The organism is Stenotrophomonas sp. yr243 (assembly GCF_900184195.1).
Classification (GTDB): domain Bacteria; phylum Pseudomonadota; class Gammaproteobacteria; order Xanthomonadales; family Xanthomonadaceae; genus Stenotrophomonas; species Stenotrophomonas lactitubi.
On sequence record NZ_FXWT01000001.1, the window covers coordinates 853,921 to 869,119 of the forward strand.

11 protein-coding genes are annotated in these 15,199 nt (G+C 66.3%); 10 read left to right on the forward strand and 1 reads right to left on the reverse strand.

The annotated features are described in order from the left end of the window. Window positions 1-26 precede the first annotated feature (26 nt). The 10 genes from rseP to QOL57_RS04150 all read left to right on the forward strand — a co-directional run bounded on the left by rseP (window position 27) and on the right by QOL57_RS04150 (window position 14,272). Window positions 27-1,385 (forward strand): RIP metalloprotease RseP, encoded by a 1,359-nt coding sequence (gene rseP / locus QOL57_RS04105; protein ID WP_089239839.1) that lies wholly within the window; start codon window positions 27-29, stop codon window positions 1,383-1,385. 74 nt (window positions 1,386-1,459) lie between these two features. Further along, complete coding sequence (bamA, locus tag QOL57_RS04110) at window positions 1,460-3,823, forward strand: outer membrane protein assembly factor BamA (RefSeq protein ID WP_089239837.1); 2,364 nt, start codon at window positions 1,460-1,462, stop codon at window positions 3,821-3,823. A gap of 422 nt (window positions 3,824-4,245) precedes the next feature. Continuing rightward, window positions 4,246-5,268, forward strand: coding sequence for a UDP-3-O-(3-hydroxymyristoyl)glucosamine N-acyltransferase (lpxD, locus tag QOL57_RS04115; protein WP_089239835.1), 1,023 nt, complete (start codon window positions 4,246-4,248; stop codon window positions 5,266-5,268). Continuing rightward, window positions 5,265-5,720, forward strand: coding sequence for a 3-hydroxyacyl-ACP dehydratase FabZ (gene fabZ, locus QOL57_RS04120; RefSeq protein ID WP_089239833.1), 456 nt, complete (start codon window positions 5,265-5,267; stop codon window positions 5,718-5,720). The genes lpxD and fabZ overlap by 4 nt, the downstream gene beginning before the upstream one ends. A 19-nt stretch (window positions 5,721-5,739) precedes the next feature. Next, window positions 5,740-6,531 carry an acyl-ACP--UDP-N-acetylglucosamine O-acyltransferase gene (gene lpxA / locus QOL57_RS04125; protein ID WP_089239831.1) on the forward strand — a complete coding sequence of 264 codons (792 nt, stop codon included), beginning with the start codon at window positions 5,740-5,742 and terminating at the stop codon, window positions 6,529-6,531. Between the two features lie 53 nt (window positions 6,532-6,584). Continuing rightward, a complete protein-coding gene (gene lpxB / locus QOL57_RS04130) occupies window positions 6,585-7,787 on the forward strand; it encodes a lipid-A-disaccharide synthase (RefSeq protein ID WP_242630019.1) in 1,203 nt (400 codons plus the stop codon). Then, window positions 7,784-8,443, forward strand: coding sequence for a ribonuclease HII (locus tag QOL57_RS04135; RefSeq protein WP_089239827.1), 660 nt, complete (start codon window positions 7,784-7,786; stop codon window positions 8,441-8,443). Before lpxB ends, QOL57_RS04135 begins: the two co-directional genes overlap by 4 nt. A gap of 238 nt (window positions 8,444-8,681) precedes the next feature. After that, window positions 8,682-12,260: a DNA polymerase III subunit alpha gene (gene dnaE, locus QOL57_RS04140; RefSeq protein WP_089239825.1), complete on the forward strand. Its 3,579-nt coding sequence runs from the start codon at window positions 8,682-8,684 to the stop codon at window positions 12,258-12,260. Between the two features lie 59 nt (window positions 12,261-12,319). Beyond that, window positions 12,320-13,183, forward strand: coding sequence for a hypothetical protein (locus QOL57_RS04145; RefSeq protein ID WP_089239823.1), 864 nt, complete (start codon window positions 12,320-12,322; stop codon window positions 13,181-13,183). Window positions 13,184-13,312: 129 nt separating this feature from the next. Continuing rightward, entirely contained in the window at window positions 13,313-14,272 is a 960-nt protein-coding gene (locus QOL57_RS04150) for an acetyl-CoA carboxylase carboxyltransferase subunit alpha (RefSeq protein WP_049465344.1), read from the forward strand. 324 nt (window positions 14,273-14,596) lie between these two features. On the opposite strand, the gene QOL57_RS04155 is transcribed toward QOL57_RS04150, so the two are convergent. Continuing rightward, window positions 14,597-15,052 (reverse strand): CopD family protein, encoded by a 456-nt coding sequence (locus QOL57_RS04155; protein WP_025877688.1) that lies wholly within the window; start codon window positions 15,050-15,052, stop codon window positions 14,597-14,599. Between the last annotated feature and the right edge of the window lie 147 nt (window positions 15,053-15,199).

Genomic DNA, 15,199 nt, shown 5'->3' on the forward strand with positions numbered 1-15,199 from the left:
GCCCGTGTCCGCCAATGTGAACCTGCATGACTGACTTCATCGGATCGGTCTGGTGGATGATCGTGAGCCTTGGGCTGCTGGTCACCTTCCACGAATTCGGGCATTACTGGGTCGGGCGCCTGTGCGGGGTCAAGGTACTGCGCTTCTCGGTCGGCTTCGGCCGTCCGCTGTGGTCGCGCCGCGACCGCCATGGCACCGAGTTCGCCATCGCCGCCATCCCGCTGGGCGGCTATGTGAAATTCCTCGACGAACGCGAAGTCGAGGTCCATCCGCACGAGCGCGGCCAGGCCTTCAACCACAAGACCGTATGGCAGCGCATCGCCATTGTCGCCGCCGGCCCGATCGCCAACCTGCTGCTGTGCATCCTGCTGCTGTGGGCGATGTTCGTGATCGGCAAGCAGGACTATTCCGCAACCGTGGGCCGCGCTACGGGCATGGCCGCCACGGCCGGGCTCGGCAGTGGTGACCGCCTGCTGAGCGTGGACGGCCGTGATGTGATCACCCTGGGTGAGGCCAGCATGGCCCTGACCGCGGCGGCGATGGACCGTCGCGATGTGACCCTTGAAGTTCTGGACCCCGCAGACCAGCTGCGCTCGCGCACCCTGCCGCTGTCGCAGCTGCCGGCCGGTTTCGATGAACGCCGGGTTCCGATCCTGGCCGGCGTGTACTGGCGTGCGTGGCTGCAGCCGCCGCTGGTGGACAACATCGTGAAGGGTTCGGCGGCGGAAGGTCACCTGCAGACCGGCGATCTGATCGTGGCGATCGACGGCCAGCGCATCGACAGCGTCGAGCAGGCCATCAGCGAAGTGGGCAGCCTCGGCCGCCGCGGTGGCCCGGCGATGATCGAGGTGCTGCGTGGCGGCGAGCGCCTGGCGCTGGAGATCACCCCGCGCCAGGGCAAGGACGGCAAGGGCCAGCCCACCTGGCAGATCGGCGCCGGCTTTGCCAAGAGCTACAGCCCCGCCTACGACACCCTGCTCAAGTTCGGCCCGCTGCAGTCAGTGACGGTGGCGGTGCGTGAAACCGGCAGGATGGCCGCCGATTCATTGGCCATGATGGGCCGGATCGTCACCGGCAAAGCCTCGCTGCAGAACGTTTCCGGCCCGGTCACCATTGCCCGGGTCGCCAATATTTCGGCCAAACGTGGCGTGGATTGGTTCATCCAGTTCCTCGCCCTGCTGTCGCTGAGCCTGTGCATCATCAACCTGCTGCCGATCCCCATCTTGGACGGCGGCCACCTGCTGTATTACCTTATCGAGTTGGTCAAGGGCAGCCCGCTGAGCGAGCGTGCCGTCGCCGCCGGCCAATACATCGGCCTGGCGTTGCTGGCCGGGCTGATGGGATTGGCGTTCTACAACGACATCCTCGGCCTGGTCCCGCGATGAACTTTTCCATGTTTTTGCCGTCTACAGCGTCGGCATCCCTTACCAATGAAATCGACCTTCCTACCGGACGTGACATGACGCGACTCCCCAATCGCCGCCTGCTGGCCCTCGCCCTCGCCGCCGTCACCGGCGCTCCCGCCCTGGCCCAGGCAGCCGAGCCCTTCACTGTCAGCGACATCCGCGTCGACGGCCTGCAGCGCATCAGCTCCGGTACGGTGTTCACCTACCTGCCGGTCGAGCGTGGCGAGACCGTCACCGACAGCAAGGTCGGCGAGACCATCCGCGCCCTGTACAAGACCGGCTTCTTCGAAGACGTTCAGCTGGATCGCCAGGGCAGCATCCTGGTGGTGACCGTCAAGGAACGTCCGGCGATCAACAAGCTGACCGTCACCGGCAACAAGGACATCAAGTCCGACCAGCTGCTCAAGGGCCTGTCCGACATCGGCCTGACCGAAGGCGGCACCTTCGATCGCCTGAGCCTGGACCGCGTGACCCAGGAACTTCGCCGCCAGTACAACGACCGTGGCAAATACACCGTCGACATCACCCCGACGGTGAGCCCGCTGGATCGCAACCGCGTCGACATCGCCATCGCGATCAAGGAAGGCAAGGCGGCCAAGATCCGCCACGTCAACATCGTCGGCACCGAGAAGTACGACAGCAAGGACATCCTGGAGTACTGGGAGTCCAAGGAGCACAACTGGGCGTCGTGGTACCGCCGTGACGACCAGTACTCCAAGGAAAAGCTGTCCGGCGACCTGGAGAAGCTGAATTCCTGGTACCTGGACCGCGGCTATGTCGACTTCAGCATCGACTCGACGCAGGTGTCGATCAGCCCCGACAAGCGCGACATGTTCATCACCGCCGGCGTGACCGAAGGTGACCAGTACAAGATCTCCGAGATCAAGGTCAGCGGCGATACGATCCTGCCGCAGGAAGACGTCGAGCGCATGGTCGTGCAGAAGTCCGGCGACACGTTCTCGCGTGCGCTGCTGGAATTCAGCTCCGACTCGATCACCAACTCGCTGTCCAACATCGGCTACGCCTTCGCCAAGGTGAACCCGATTCCGACCACCAACCGCGCCGAGCAGACCGTGGCGGTCAACATGCAGGTCGTGCCCGGCCCGCGCGTGACCGTCCGCCGCATCATCTTCAAGGGCAACACCCGCACCTCCGACGAGGTGATGCGCCGCGAAATGCGCCAGTTCGAGAACAGCTGGTACTCGCAGGCCGCCATCGACCGTTCCAAGATCCGCCTGCAGCGCCTGGGCTACTTCGAAGGCGTCGAAGTGGAAACCCCGGCCGTCAGCGGCAGCAACGACCAGGTCGACGTCGTCTACAACGTCAAGGAAACCACCTCGGGCAGCTTCGTGTTCGGCCTGGGCTATTCGCAGTCCTACGGCATGACCACCTCGGTGCAGCTGTCGCAGAACAACTTCCTGGGCGGCGGCAACCGCGTGTCGGTCGAAGCCTCGCGCAGCAGCTACCTGCAGCGCTACGGCTTCAGCTACACCAATCCGTACTTCACCGATGACGGCGTCTCGCTGGGCTACAACCTGTCCTGGCGCGAGCTGGACTACTCCGACTTCAACACCGCGCAGTACAACAGCACCAACGGTTCGGCGCAGGTGGTGTTCGGCGTGCCGATCACCGAGACCGACACCGTCTCGCTGATGTTCGGCATCGACAGCAACCAGATCACCACGTATGCGGGCTCGACTCCGAAGTCGATCATCGACTACATCGATGCCGTCGGCAGCCGCACCTTCCATGCATGGCGCACGGAGCTGGGCTGGGCGCGCGACTCCCGCAACGACTACTTCATGCCGACCCGCGGTACCTACCAGCGCGTGGGCCTGGAAACCACCCTGCCGGGTTCGACCATCGAGTACTACAAGCTGAACTACCAGATCAGCAAGTACTGGCCGATCATCCCCTCGCTGGTGATCAACACCCGCGCCGAAATCGGCTACGGTGACTCCTACGGCAACGACAAGACCCGCGTGATCGACAACGGCGACGGCACCACCCGTACCGTCACCGCGTCGGGCTTGCCGTTCTACGAGAACTTCTACGCCGGTGGTACCAACTCGGTGCGTGGTTTTGAGGACAACACCCTCGGCCCGCGTGAAGTCACCAGCGGTTACCCGAACGGCCAGCCGCTGGGTGGCTCGCTGAAGACCGTCGGTTCGGTCGAAGCCTACTTCCCGCGTCTGTTCGACAGCCCGTCGGCCCGCGTCTCGGCCTTCGTCGACTTCGGCAACGTCTACAACGGCACCGACAACTTCAAGGCCAACGAGCTGCGCGTGTCCACCGGTGTGGCCCTGCTGTGGCGCGCGCCGGTCGGCCCGATCTCGATCAGCTACGCGTTCCCGCTGAAGAAGAAGGACGGCGACGAGATCGAACGCCTGCAATTCACGTTCGGTGGCCAGTTCTGAGGAACAACGTTCCTCAGAACTGATCCACCTCCGGTGAATTGCCCGCGCATTTCACCTATCCCCCGCGCCGCTGGCGCGCCCCCCTTAACAGAAGGGGGGCTCTCCACCAGACGGGTCTCGAATCGCCGGGCTTTGCCCGGCGTTTTCGTTATTGAAGCGCACGCTGACGCGCGGTGAGCCGAGTATGGCTCGGCGCTGCAGGCGACTGTGGACGTTGGATCCGCTCGCGCGCGGGAGACCATCCGGTGATGGCGCAGGGGGCTGACCAGGACCGTTGGCGCCATGGATGGCGCCATCGAGCCCCCAGGGACGGGTTTACGGCGTGTCCTGGGCAGCCCCCTGCGCCATCGCCCCACGGATCAACCAGGCGCCGGCTTTTGCTCCCGCATGACCGCAATGGCGTCACACGTTAAACTCCCGCCGTGAATACTCCTACCTACACCGCCCAGCAACTCGCCGATCAGTTCGGCCTGCAGGTCCATGGCGACCCGAGCACCGCCATCCATGGCGTGGCCACCCTCGCCCATGCCGGTGCCGGCCAGCTGACCTTCCTCGCCAACCCGCGCTACCGCGCCCAGCTGGCCGACAGCCAGGCCGACATCGTGGTCCTGCGCGCCGAGGATGCCGACGCAGCTCCCGGCACCGCGCTGGTTGCCAAGGATCCCTACACCACCTTTGCCAAGATCGGCGCGCTGTTCGACATCGCCCCGACCCGCCCGCCCGGCATCCACCCCAGCGCGGTGATCGATCCGCAGGCGCAGGTCGCCGCCAGCGCCCACGTCGGCCCGTTCGTCACCATCGGCGCACGCAGCGTCATCGGCGAGAACTGCATCATCGGCGCCGGCAGCATCATCGGCGAAGACTGCACCCTCGACAGCGGCTGCGAGCTGATCGCCCGCGTCACCCTGGTCACCCGCGTCAAGCTGGGCAAGCGCGTGCGCATCCATCCCGGCGCCGTGCTGGGCGCCGACGGCTTCGGCCTGGCAATGGATGCCGGCAAATGGATCAAGGTGCCGCAGCTTGGCGGCGTGCGCATCGGCGACGACTGCGAGATCGGTGCCAACACCTGTGTTGACCGTGGCGCGCTGGAAGACACCGTGCTGGCCGAGGACGTCCGCCTGGACAACCTGGTGCAGATCGCACACAACGTGCAGATCGGCGCCCACTCGGCCATCGCAGGCTGCACCGGTATTGCCGGCAGCGCCAAGATCGGCCGTTACTGCCTGCTCGGCGGCGCCGTTGGCGTCGTCGGTCATCTCGAAATCTGCGACAAGGTCGTGATCACCGGCAAATCGGTGGTCCGCAACTCCATCACCGAGCCGGGCGAGTATTCCTCCGGCACGCCCCTGACCGACAACCGCACGTGGCGCAAAAACGCCGCGCGCTTCAAGCAGCTCGATGCACTGGCCCGTCGCATCCTGTCTGTGAGCAAGGAGAAAGAATGAGCCAGCCCCAGACCCTGCCGGACATGGCGCAGATCCAGACGCTGCTTCCGCACCGCTACCCGTTCCTGCTGGTGGACAAGGTGGTGTCGATCGACTACGAGAAGCGCACGATCGTCGCGACCAAGAACGTCAGCATCAACGAGCCGTTCTTCCAGGGCCACTTCCCGGGCCAGCCGATCATGCCCGGTGTGCTGATCATCGAAGCCATGGCCCAGGCCGGTGGCGTGCTGACCCAGTTGACCCTGGGCCGCGATGCGCAGTCCAAGCTGTTCTACATGGTCAAGGTCGACAAGGCCCGCTTCACCAAGCAGGTGGTGCCGGGTGACGTGCTGGAGATGCACGTGGAGATCAAGCGGGTGATCCGCAATATGGCCGTGTACGACTGTGTGGCCAAGGTCGACGGCGAAGTCGTCGCCTGCGCCGAGGTGCTGTGCGCCGGCACCCGCGAATGACCCTGGCTGGAGGCCCGAGATGAGCGACAACGCCCCCCTGATCCATCCCACTGCCGTGATCGATCCGTCGGCGCGCCTGGCCGACGATGTCCGCGTGGGCGCGTTCACGATCATCGGTCCGGACGTCGAGATCGGTGCCGGTACCCAAGTAGGGCCGCACTGCAGCGTGCACGGCCCGACCCGGATCGGCCGCGACAACCGTTTCATCGGCCACGTAGCGGTCGGCGGCGAGCCGCAGGACAAGAAGTACGCCGGTGAACGCACCGAACTGGTGATCGGCGACCGCAACGTGTTCCGCGAGTTCGTTACCCTCAACCGTGGCACCGGCGGCGGCGGTGGCATCACTACCATCGGCGATGACAACTGGATGCTGGCCTACACGCACGTGGCCCACGATTGCCACGTCGGCAACTTCTGCGTGTTCTCCAACAACACCACGCTGGCCGGCCACGTGACCGTGGGTGACTACGTGATCATCAGCGGCTTCGCCGGCGCGCATCAGTTCTGCCGCATCGGTGCGCATGCCTTCCTCGGCATGGGCGCGCTGACCAATGGCGACGTGCCCCCGTTCACCATGGTCGGCACCGACTCGCTGGGCCGCCCGCGCGGCATCAACAGCGAGGGCCTGAAGCGCCGCGGCTTCGACCCCGAGCGCATCACCGCCATCAAGCGCGCCTACCGCACGCTGTACGTGGCGGGCCTGCCGCTGGCCGAAGCCAAGGCGCAGCTGGCCGAGCAGGCGCGCGACAGCGACGACGTCAAGTCGATGCTGGACTTCATCGAACACACCGAGAGGCACCTGCTGCGATGAGCAGCGCGACCGGCCAGGCGCCGGCCGGCGCCGACGTGATTTCGCTGGCCTCGATGGTCGGCAGCGTGCCTGCGCATCGGGTGCTCAGCGATCGTCCGTTGCGGATCGCGCTGGTCGCTGGTGAAGCCTCCGGCGACCTGCTCGGTGCGGGCCTGATACGCGAACTGAAGGCCCGCTTCCCGCATGCCGAATTCGCCGGCATCGGCGGCGATGCCATGCGCAGCGCCGGCTGCCAGACCTGGCACGATGCCAGCGAACTGGCGGTGATGGGCCTGACCGAAGTGCTGCGCCATCTGCCGCGCCTGCTCAAGCTGCGTTCGGCGTTCCGCCAGCGTGCGCTGGAGTGGCAGCCGGACGTGTTCATCGGCATCGATGCTCCCGACTTCAATCTGGGCATCGAACGCTGGCTGAAACAGCGTGGCGTGCGCACCGTGCACTACGTCAGCCCTTCGGTATGGGCATGGCGCGAGAAGCGCGCCGAGAAGATCGGCAGCAGCGCCGACCTGGTGCTGTGCCTGTTCCCGATGGAACCACCGATCTACGCCAAGCACGGCATCGACGCGCGCTTCGTCGGCCATCCGATGGCCGATGACATCCCGCTGCACGTCGACCGTGAAGCGGCCAGGATCGAACTCGGCCTGCCCGCCTCGGCCAAGGTGCTGGCCGTACTTCCCGGCAGCCGCCTGGGCGAGATCTCCAAGCTCGGCGAAGCTTTTTTCGAGGCCGCCTGGCAGGTATCCGAGCGCATTCCCGGCCTGCACGTGGTGGTCCCTGCGGCCAACGCGGCCTGCCGTCGCCTGATCGAAGAACAGCTGTCACGCTCGGCACTGCCGGTGGCCTATTCGCATGTACTGGACGGCCAGGCGCGCAACGCGATGATCGCCGCCGACGTGGTGGTGCTGGCCTCCGGCACCGCGACCCTGGAAGCGATGCTGGTGAAGCGGCCGATGGTCGTCGGCTACCGGGTCAACGAACTGACGTACCGCCTGGTGAAGGCGCTGGGATTGATCAAGGTCGACCGCTTCGCCCTGCCCAACATCCTTGCTGGCCAGGACCTGGCGCCAGAACTGATGCAGCACGACTGCACGCCGGAGAAACTGGCTGCGGCCGTCCAGCAGTGGTTCGACCACCCGCAGCGGATCGCAGACCTGCACGGTATCTACGCGCGCCTGCATGAACGCCTGCGCCGCAATGCCTCGGCGCGTGCAGCCGATGCCGTTGGCGAGCTGCTGGTCCGCGGCCAGGAAAAAGCATGAGCCGTCGCCATGCCGCAGCGGCCAGCCTGGCCCTGTTTGATGGCGCCGCGGTGATCGACCCCGGCCACCGCATCGCCGGTGTCGACGAAGCGGGTCGGGGACCGCTGGCTGGCCCAGTCGCGGTGGCAGCGGTGGTGTTCGATCCGCAGCGGCCACGACTGAACGGCCTGGATGATTCCAAGCAGCTGACCGCGGCCCGCCGCGAGCAGCTGCATGACCGCATCCTCGACCGCGCCCTGGCCTGGCACGTGGTGCTGGTGGACGTGGAAGCCATCGATCGCCTGAACATCTATCAAGCCACGCTGCAGGGCATGCGCGATGTCGTCGCGGCGGTGGCCCACGTGGCCGGCTTCGCCCGCATCGATGGCAACGTAGTACCCAAGGGATTGGTGCTGCCCGCGCAGGCGCTGGTCGGCGGCGATGGCATCGACCGCGCGATCATGGCGGCCTCGATCCTGGCCAAGGTCTCGCGCGACCGCTACATGCTGGACCTGCACGCACGCCACCCGCAGTACGGTTTCGACCAGCACAAGGGCTACGGCACCCCGGCGCATCTGGCCGCCCTGCGCGAACATGGCCCGTGCGCGGAGCACCGGCGCAGTTTCGCCCCGGTGCGCGAGTGCCTGGAAGCGCCGGCTGTCGCGGCCATCGCCTGAGCCTGCTGGAGTTGCAGAGCCGAGCCCATGCTCGGCTGTCCACAGCAGCCGAGCATGGGCTCGGCTCTACAGAAGGCGGCCTCCCGCACGCCTGAATCCGGCGCCACGCCGTGCCCCTGTCAAGCCTTGTGGCAACCCCCTGCCCTCGCTACCCTGACCGGGCACTCCAGCGCTTCCCGACCCCGGCGACGATTCCCGCGTCTGCACCCGGGGCCTGCGCGCTCCAACCTGGTCCGGCATGTCCAACTCCCGCTTCGTACATCTCCACGTCCACACCGAGTTCTCGCTGGCGGACTCGACCATCCGCGTGCCGGCCAAGCCGGACCAGGCTGACCCGAAGAAGGCCAAGCAGGCCAACCTGCTGTCACGCTCGGTCGAACTCGGCCTGCCTGCGCTGGCGGTGACCGACCTCAACAACCTGTTCGCCCTGGTCAAGTTCTACAAGGCTGCCGAAGGCGTGGGCATCAAGCCCATCGCCGGCGCCGACGTGATGATCGCCGAGGAAGGCCAGGACCCGTGGCGGATGACGCTGCTGTGCCGCGACCGCGAGGGCTACCTGAGCCTGTCGCGGCTGCTGACCCGCGCCTGGATGGAAGGCCATCGCCCCGAGGGCGGCGTGGCCGTGCATCCGGACTGGCTGAAGGCCGGCAACGCCAGCCTGTTCGCCCTGGCCGGCCGTGACAGCCTGGCCGGGCGCCTGGCGCTGGATGGCAAGCACGACCTGGCCGAACAGCAGCTGGCCGACTGGCAGCGCGTGTTCGGCGACGGCCTGCACCTGGAGCTGACCCGCACCGGTCGCGACGGCGAAGAAAGCTTCAACCAGTTCGCGCTGATGGCCGCCGGCCAGCGCGGCCTGCCGGTGATCGCCAGCAACGACGTTCGCTTCCTGTCGCCGTCCGATTTCAGCGCGCACGAAGCACGCGTGTGCATCTCCACCGGCCGCGTGCTGGATGACCCCAAGCGCCCACGCGAGTACAGCGACCAGCAGTACCTGAAGTCGGCCGAGGAGATGTGCGCGCTGTTTGCCGACATCCCCGATGCGATCGACAACACGCTGGCGCTGGCCGAGCGCTGCAACATCGAGATGCGCCTGGGCACCTACTTCCTGCCCGACTATCCGGTGCCCGACGAGGAGACGCTGGACAGCTGGATCCGCAGCGAATCGCGCAAGGGCCTGGCCGCGCGCCTGGAAAAGAATCCCATCGCGCCCGGCATGACCGCGCAGGATTACAGCGACCGCCTCGAGTTCGAGCTGGACACCATCATCAAGATGGGCTTCCCCGGCTACTTCCTGATCGTGGCCGACTTCATCCAGTGGGGCAAGGCGCAGGGCATCCCGATCGGCCCGGGCCGTGGTTCCGGTGCCGGCTCGCTGGTGGCGTGGGCGCTGCAGATCACCGATCTGGACCCGCTGCCGTACAACCTGCTGTTCGAGCGCTTCCTCAACCCCGAACGCGTGTCGATGCCCGACTTCGACATCGACTTCTGCATGGACCGCCGCGACGAAGTCATCGACTACGTCGCGCGCAAGTATGGCCGCGAGCGGGTCAGCCAGATCATCACCTACGGCACCATGGCGGCCAAGGCGGTGGTGCGCGACTCCGGCCGCGTGCTCGGCTTCCCCTATGGCCTGGTCGACGGTGTCGCCAAGCTGATCCCGAACATCCTCGGCATCTCGCTGAAAGATGCGATGGGTGAGGGCAAGGACAGCGAGATGGCCTCGCCCGAGCTGATCCAGCGCTACCAGAGCGAGGACGATGTCCGCGACCTGATCGACCTGGCGCGGCAGCTGGAAGACCTCACCCGCAACGCAGGCAAGCACGCCGGCGGCGTGGTGATCGCGCCCGAGCCGCTGAGCGAGTTCTGCCCGCTGTTCGCCGAACACGATGAAGAGGGCCGCGGCAAGAATCCGGTCACCCAGTTCGACAAGAACGACGTTGAAGAAGTCGGCCTGGTGAAGTTCGACTTCCTCGGCCTGCGCACGCTGACGATCATCGACTGGGCGGTGAAGGCGATCAACAAGCGCCACGAGCGCGCCGGCATTCCGCCGGTGGACATCACCCAGCTGCCGCTGGACGATGCGCCCACCTACAAGGACATCTTCGCCTCGGGCAATACCGGTGCGGTGTTCCAGTTCGAATCCTCGGGCATGCGCCGCCTGCTGAAGGACGCCAAGCCCGACCGTTTCGAAGACCTGATCGCGCTGGTGTCGCTGTACCGACCCGGCCCGATGGACCTGATTCCCTCCTTCGTCGACCGCAAGCACGGGCGCGAAGACGTGGAGTATCCCGATCCGCGCACCGAGCGCATCCTGCGCGACACCTACGGCATCATGGTGTACCAGGAGCAGGTGATGCAGATGGCGCAGATCGTCGGCGGCTACTCGCTGGGCGGCGCCGACCTGCTGCGCCGTGCGATGGGCAAGAAGGTGCCGGCGGAAATGGCCAAGCACCGCGAGATCTTCCGCGAAGGTGCGGCCAAGGACGGCGTCGGCGAAGCCAAGGCCGATGCGATCTTCGACCTGATGGAGAAGTTCGCCGGCTACGGCTTCAACAAGTCGCATGCCGCCGCCTACGCGCTGGTGAGTTACCAGACGGCCTGGCTCAAGCGCCATTACCCGGCCGAGTTCATGGCCGCGACGCTGTCTTCGGACATGGACAACACCGAAAAGGTGGTCGGCTTCCTGGACGAGGTGCGCAACCTCGGCCTGACCGTGCTGCCGCCGAAGGTGAACCAGTCCGCCTTCATGTTTGAAGCGTCTACGCCGGACACGATCCAGTACGGCCTGGGGGCGATCAAGGGCGTCGGCCAGGGTGCCTGCGAAGCGGTGGTGGACGAACGCCTTCGCGGCGGCGACTACACCGATCTGCTCGATTTCTGCACCCGCATCGGTTCGGCCAAGCTCAACCGGCGCACGCTGGAAGCCATGATCAACTGCGGTGCGCTGGATGAGCTGGGCCACAACCGTGCCTCGCTGATGCTGCAGCTGCCGGAAGTGATCAAGGCCACCGAACAGATGGCGCGCGAGCGTGCGTCCGGCCAGAACTCGCTGTTCGGCGGCCCCGAGCCGGGCGTGCAGGCCATCCACCTGGAGCTGCAGGAAACCGACGAGTGGCCGTTGCTGCAGCGCCTCAACGGCGAGCGCGACACGCTGGGCTTCTACCTCAGCGGCCACCCGTTCGACCCGTGGCGCGATGACGTGCGCGACCTGGTCGGTACCGACCTCGGCTCGGTGGAAAAGATCTGGAGCGCCAACAGCAACAGTGGTGGCGGCGAGAAGCGCTGGCGTCCGGAAGTACAGACCGTGCTTGCCGGCCAGGTGGTCGGCGTGCGCCGCAAGGGCGAGAGCCAGATCTTCATCCAATTGGAAGATGGCCGTGGCCGCGTCGAATGCAGCGCGTTCTCCGATGCCATGGCCGAGTTCGGCCACCTGATGACCAAGGACCGTATCCTGGTGGTCAAGGGCGGCCTGCGCGAAGACGAATTCAATGGCGGCTTCGCACTGCGCATCCGCCAGTGCTGGGACTTCGACGAGGTCTGTGCGAACTACGCCACGCGCCTGTCGCTGCGGCTGGACCTGCGCCATCAGCGACCGGTGTGGGAGCGCATCGACGCCCTGCTCGACCGCCATCGCCCCGGCCGCACGCCCCTGCGCCTGGACCTGCTGCTGAAGGGCCCCGATGGCGGCATCGCCGGCATGCTCGATGTCTCCGGGCAGAGCGCGGTGCGCGTCGATTCCAAGCTGATGGAGGCGCTGCGCGCCGAACCGGCGGTGCGCACGCTGAAGGTGCGCTACAGCCCGCCCTGGGCCAGCTGAGGCTGGCCCCGAATCCGTTGTTGTTTTCCCGCTGCATACGTCAAGGACGATTGCCCGCAATGAAGAACCTGTTGTTGCCGATGATGGCCGCGCTTGCGCTGGCCGGCTGTTCCTCCAAGGTCGATTTCGAGATCGACAACCCGACCGATGCACCGCTGGCGATCAGCATCGATGGCAAGGACCTGCCGGTGGCCGCGCACGCGTCGCGGCCGATCAGCCTGGCTGCCGGTGAGCATCAGCTGCATACCGACCGCTTGGGCGACGTGCGCTTCATCGTCTACGCCGACGGCCGCGGCGGCCTGATCAACCCCAGCCTCAGCGAATACGTGACCGCGCGCGAGATCTATGTGACCGGCGAGGACAAGCTGAAGAACTTCGGCGTCAGCGGCCTGGGCATCGAACTGGGTGGGGTCGAGTTCAAGGGACCGTTCGAAAAGCACCACGGCCTGTTCATCGACAAGACCTGGAACTTCGGCGTGCGCGAGCCGTTCCCCGACGAACAGGTGGTTGCCCACGTCGATTCGACCGGCGGCAGGATCAGCACCAAGATCTTCACCGCGCCGGACTTCATCGCCTATGTCGAGGCCGGCATGGGCGAGCCCGGTGCCTACAAGCGCGAGCAGCCCGCCGGCTACGCGGCGCCCGCCTACACGCTGCAACCGGCGCCCGCGCTGCCCGCGCTGGACCCGGCCTTCGAGGCCCATGCCGGTCCCGTGCGTGACATCTATGCGCGCTGGCTGAAGGCCACCACGGCCAGCGAGCAGAAGGCCCTGCGCAAGGAAGACTTCCAGGCGCAGATGGCTTTCACCCGCGCCACCATGACGCTGGGCGCGAAGCTGCCGGTGGCGGCCAACCAGGCCTACAACGACTTCGTGACGATCCGCAGCACCGAAATGGCCCGCAGCGCGCTGGTCCTGCCCTGAACCGGCGGCCGGCGGCCCGACTGGCGCCGCTGGCCCCCACTGCGCTACCGTCGGTTTCCAGACGAAGGCGTACGGGCCGTTCCTGCGCATTCGGCTAGAATTCCCCTCTTCTTTACACGACGGCTTCCGATGAATCCGAACTACCTCGACTTCGAGCAACCCATCGCCGACCTGGAAGCCAAGATCCAGGAACTGCGCAACGCCAGTGCCGGGCCGGCGGTCAATGTCGAGGCCGAAGTGCATGCGCTGCAGGACAAGCTGCGCGTGCGTACTGCACAGATCTTCCGCAACCTGACCTCGTGGCAGGTGCTGCAGCTGGCCCGCCATCCGTCGCGCCCGTACACCGCCGACTACATCCGCATCATCTGCGATGAGTTCCAGGAACTGGCCGGCGACCGTGCCTTCGCCGACGACAAGGCGATCATGGGCGGCCTGGCCCGCATCAATGGTCGCTCGGTGATGGTCATCGGCCACCAGAAGGGCCGCGACACCAAGGAAAAGATCAAGCGCAACTTCGGCATGCCCAAGCCGGAGGGCTACCGCAAGGCGCTGCGCCTGATGAAGATGGCCGAGCGCTTCGGCCTGCCGGTGCTGACCCTGATCGACACCGCCGGCGCCTGGCCGGGCATCGATGCCGAGTCGCGCGGCCAGTCCGAAGCGATCGCGCGCAACCTGATCGAGATGGCCGAGCTGAAGGTGCCGATCATCTGCACCGTGATCGGTGAAGGCGGCTCCGGTGGCGCGCTGGCGCTGGGCGTGGGCGACCGCACCGTGATGCTGGAATACGCGGTGTACTCGACCATCACCCCGGAAGGCTGCGCCTCGATCCTGTGGAAGGACGCCGGCAAGGCCAAGGACGCTGCCGAGCAGCTCGGCCTGACCGCGCCGCGCCTGAAGGGCCTGGGCCTGGTCGACAAGGTCGTGCGCGAGCCGACCGGCGGCGCCCACCGCAACCCGACGCAGATGGCCAAGCGCCTGAAGGCCGTGCTGCTGAACGAGCTGGAAGCGCTGGATGCGCTGTCCACCCAGGAGCTGCTGGACCAGCGCTACAAGCGCCTGCGCAGCTACGGCACCTACGAAGCGGCGTGACCGCTTCCTGACGTCGGATACGCAAAGAGCCGGGCAGACGCCCGGCTCTTTTGTTTGCGCCCTGACGGCATCCACGCATCGCGTGGATCTACCGGGTGCAGCTGCGGCTGTTGACGTTCGGGTCCGCCATGAGCGAGCCGAGCATCGCAGGGGAATCAGGGGCGAAGAGGCGCCGATGTTTGAGCGCAGCGAGTTCGGCGTCGTCCCCTGATTCACCGAGAAGCGCAGGGAACCGGCGCGCAGCGCCGGCGAGCGTTCGGCGGCGTGTTCTTTGGTTACTTTCTTGCACGAGCAAGAAAGTGACATGTTCGAACGCGCGGGATCTCAGAACGGCTTGGCCAGCACCAGCCAGACGATCGGAATGAACGCCAGCAACGGAATCTCGTTGATCCAGCGCAGCGCGCGCGAGGACGGCAGCGCCCTGCCCTTGGCCACACCCTTGAGCAGGCGGCCGATCCAGATGAAGTACGCCAACAGCACCACTACCAGGCCCAGCTTGGCATGCAGCCAGCCCGCGCCGCCCGGGGCGACCATGGTCGGGAAATCCGGAATCACCTTGTAGCCCAGCCACAGCACCAGGCCGAGCACGAACGCCAGGCCGAACATCGAATGGCCGAAGCGGTACAGGCGCATGCCCATCAGCTGCAGGCGCTCGACCACCGCCGGCTGCCCCGCCGTCTCGGACAGGTTCACCAGGATGCGCGGCAGGTAGAACACCGTGGCCATCCACGCCACCACGAACACGATGTGGAAGGTCTTGACCCAGTAGTAGCTCTGCATGCGCTCGCTCCGGCGGCTGGCGTGGATGTCCGCCATTCTCGCATGTCGTGGCGAGGCCACCCCACGTGCAACCGCCGCGACACATCGACGCATGGTGTGCTGCAACACCGTACGATAGGCGCCGATTTCACGACTGCACCGGACCGC

What these genes read in the sequence shown, in the direction of transcription:
- QOL57_RS04155 (WP_025877688.1), bottom strand. Translation starts at nt 15,052, where the DNA reads ATGCAGAGCTACTACTGGGTCAAGACCTTCCACATCGTGTTCGTGGTG.
- fabZ (WP_089239833.1), top strand. Translation starts at nt 5,265, where the DNA reads ATGAGCCAGCCCCAGACCCTGCCGGACATGGCGCAGATCCAGACGCTG.
- rseP (WP_089239839.1), top strand. Translation starts at nt 27, where the DNA reads ATGACTGACTTCATCGGATCGGTCTGGTGGATGATCGTGAGCCTTGGG.
- QOL57_RS04135 (WP_089239827.1), top strand. Translation starts at nt 7,784, where the DNA reads ATGAGCCGTCGCCATGCCGCAGCGGCCAGCCTGGCCCTGTTTGATGGC.
- dnaE (WP_089239825.1), top strand. Translation starts at nt 8,682, where the DNA reads ATGTCCAACTCCCGCTTCGTACATCTCCACGTCCACACCGAGTTCTCG.
- lpxA (WP_089239831.1), top strand. Translation starts at nt 5,740, where the DNA reads ATGAGCGACAACGCCCCCCTGATCCATCCCACTGCCGTGATCGATCCG.
- QOL57_RS04150 (WP_049465344.1), top strand. Translation starts at nt 13,313, where the DNA reads ATGAATCCGAACTACCTCGACTTCGAGCAACCCATCGCCGACCTGGAA.
- lpxB (WP_242630019.1), top strand. Translation starts at nt 6,585, where the DNA reads ATGGTCGGCAGCGTGCCTGCGCATCGGGTGCTCAGCGATCGTCCGTTG.
- QOL57_RS04145 (WP_089239823.1), top strand. Translation starts at nt 12,320, where the DNA reads ATGAAGAACCTGTTGTTGCCGATGATGGCCGCGCTTGCGCTGGCCGGC.
- bamA (WP_089239837.1), top strand. Translation starts at nt 1,460, where the DNA reads ATGACGCGACTCCCCAATCGCCGCCTGCTGGCCCTCGCCCTCGCCGCC.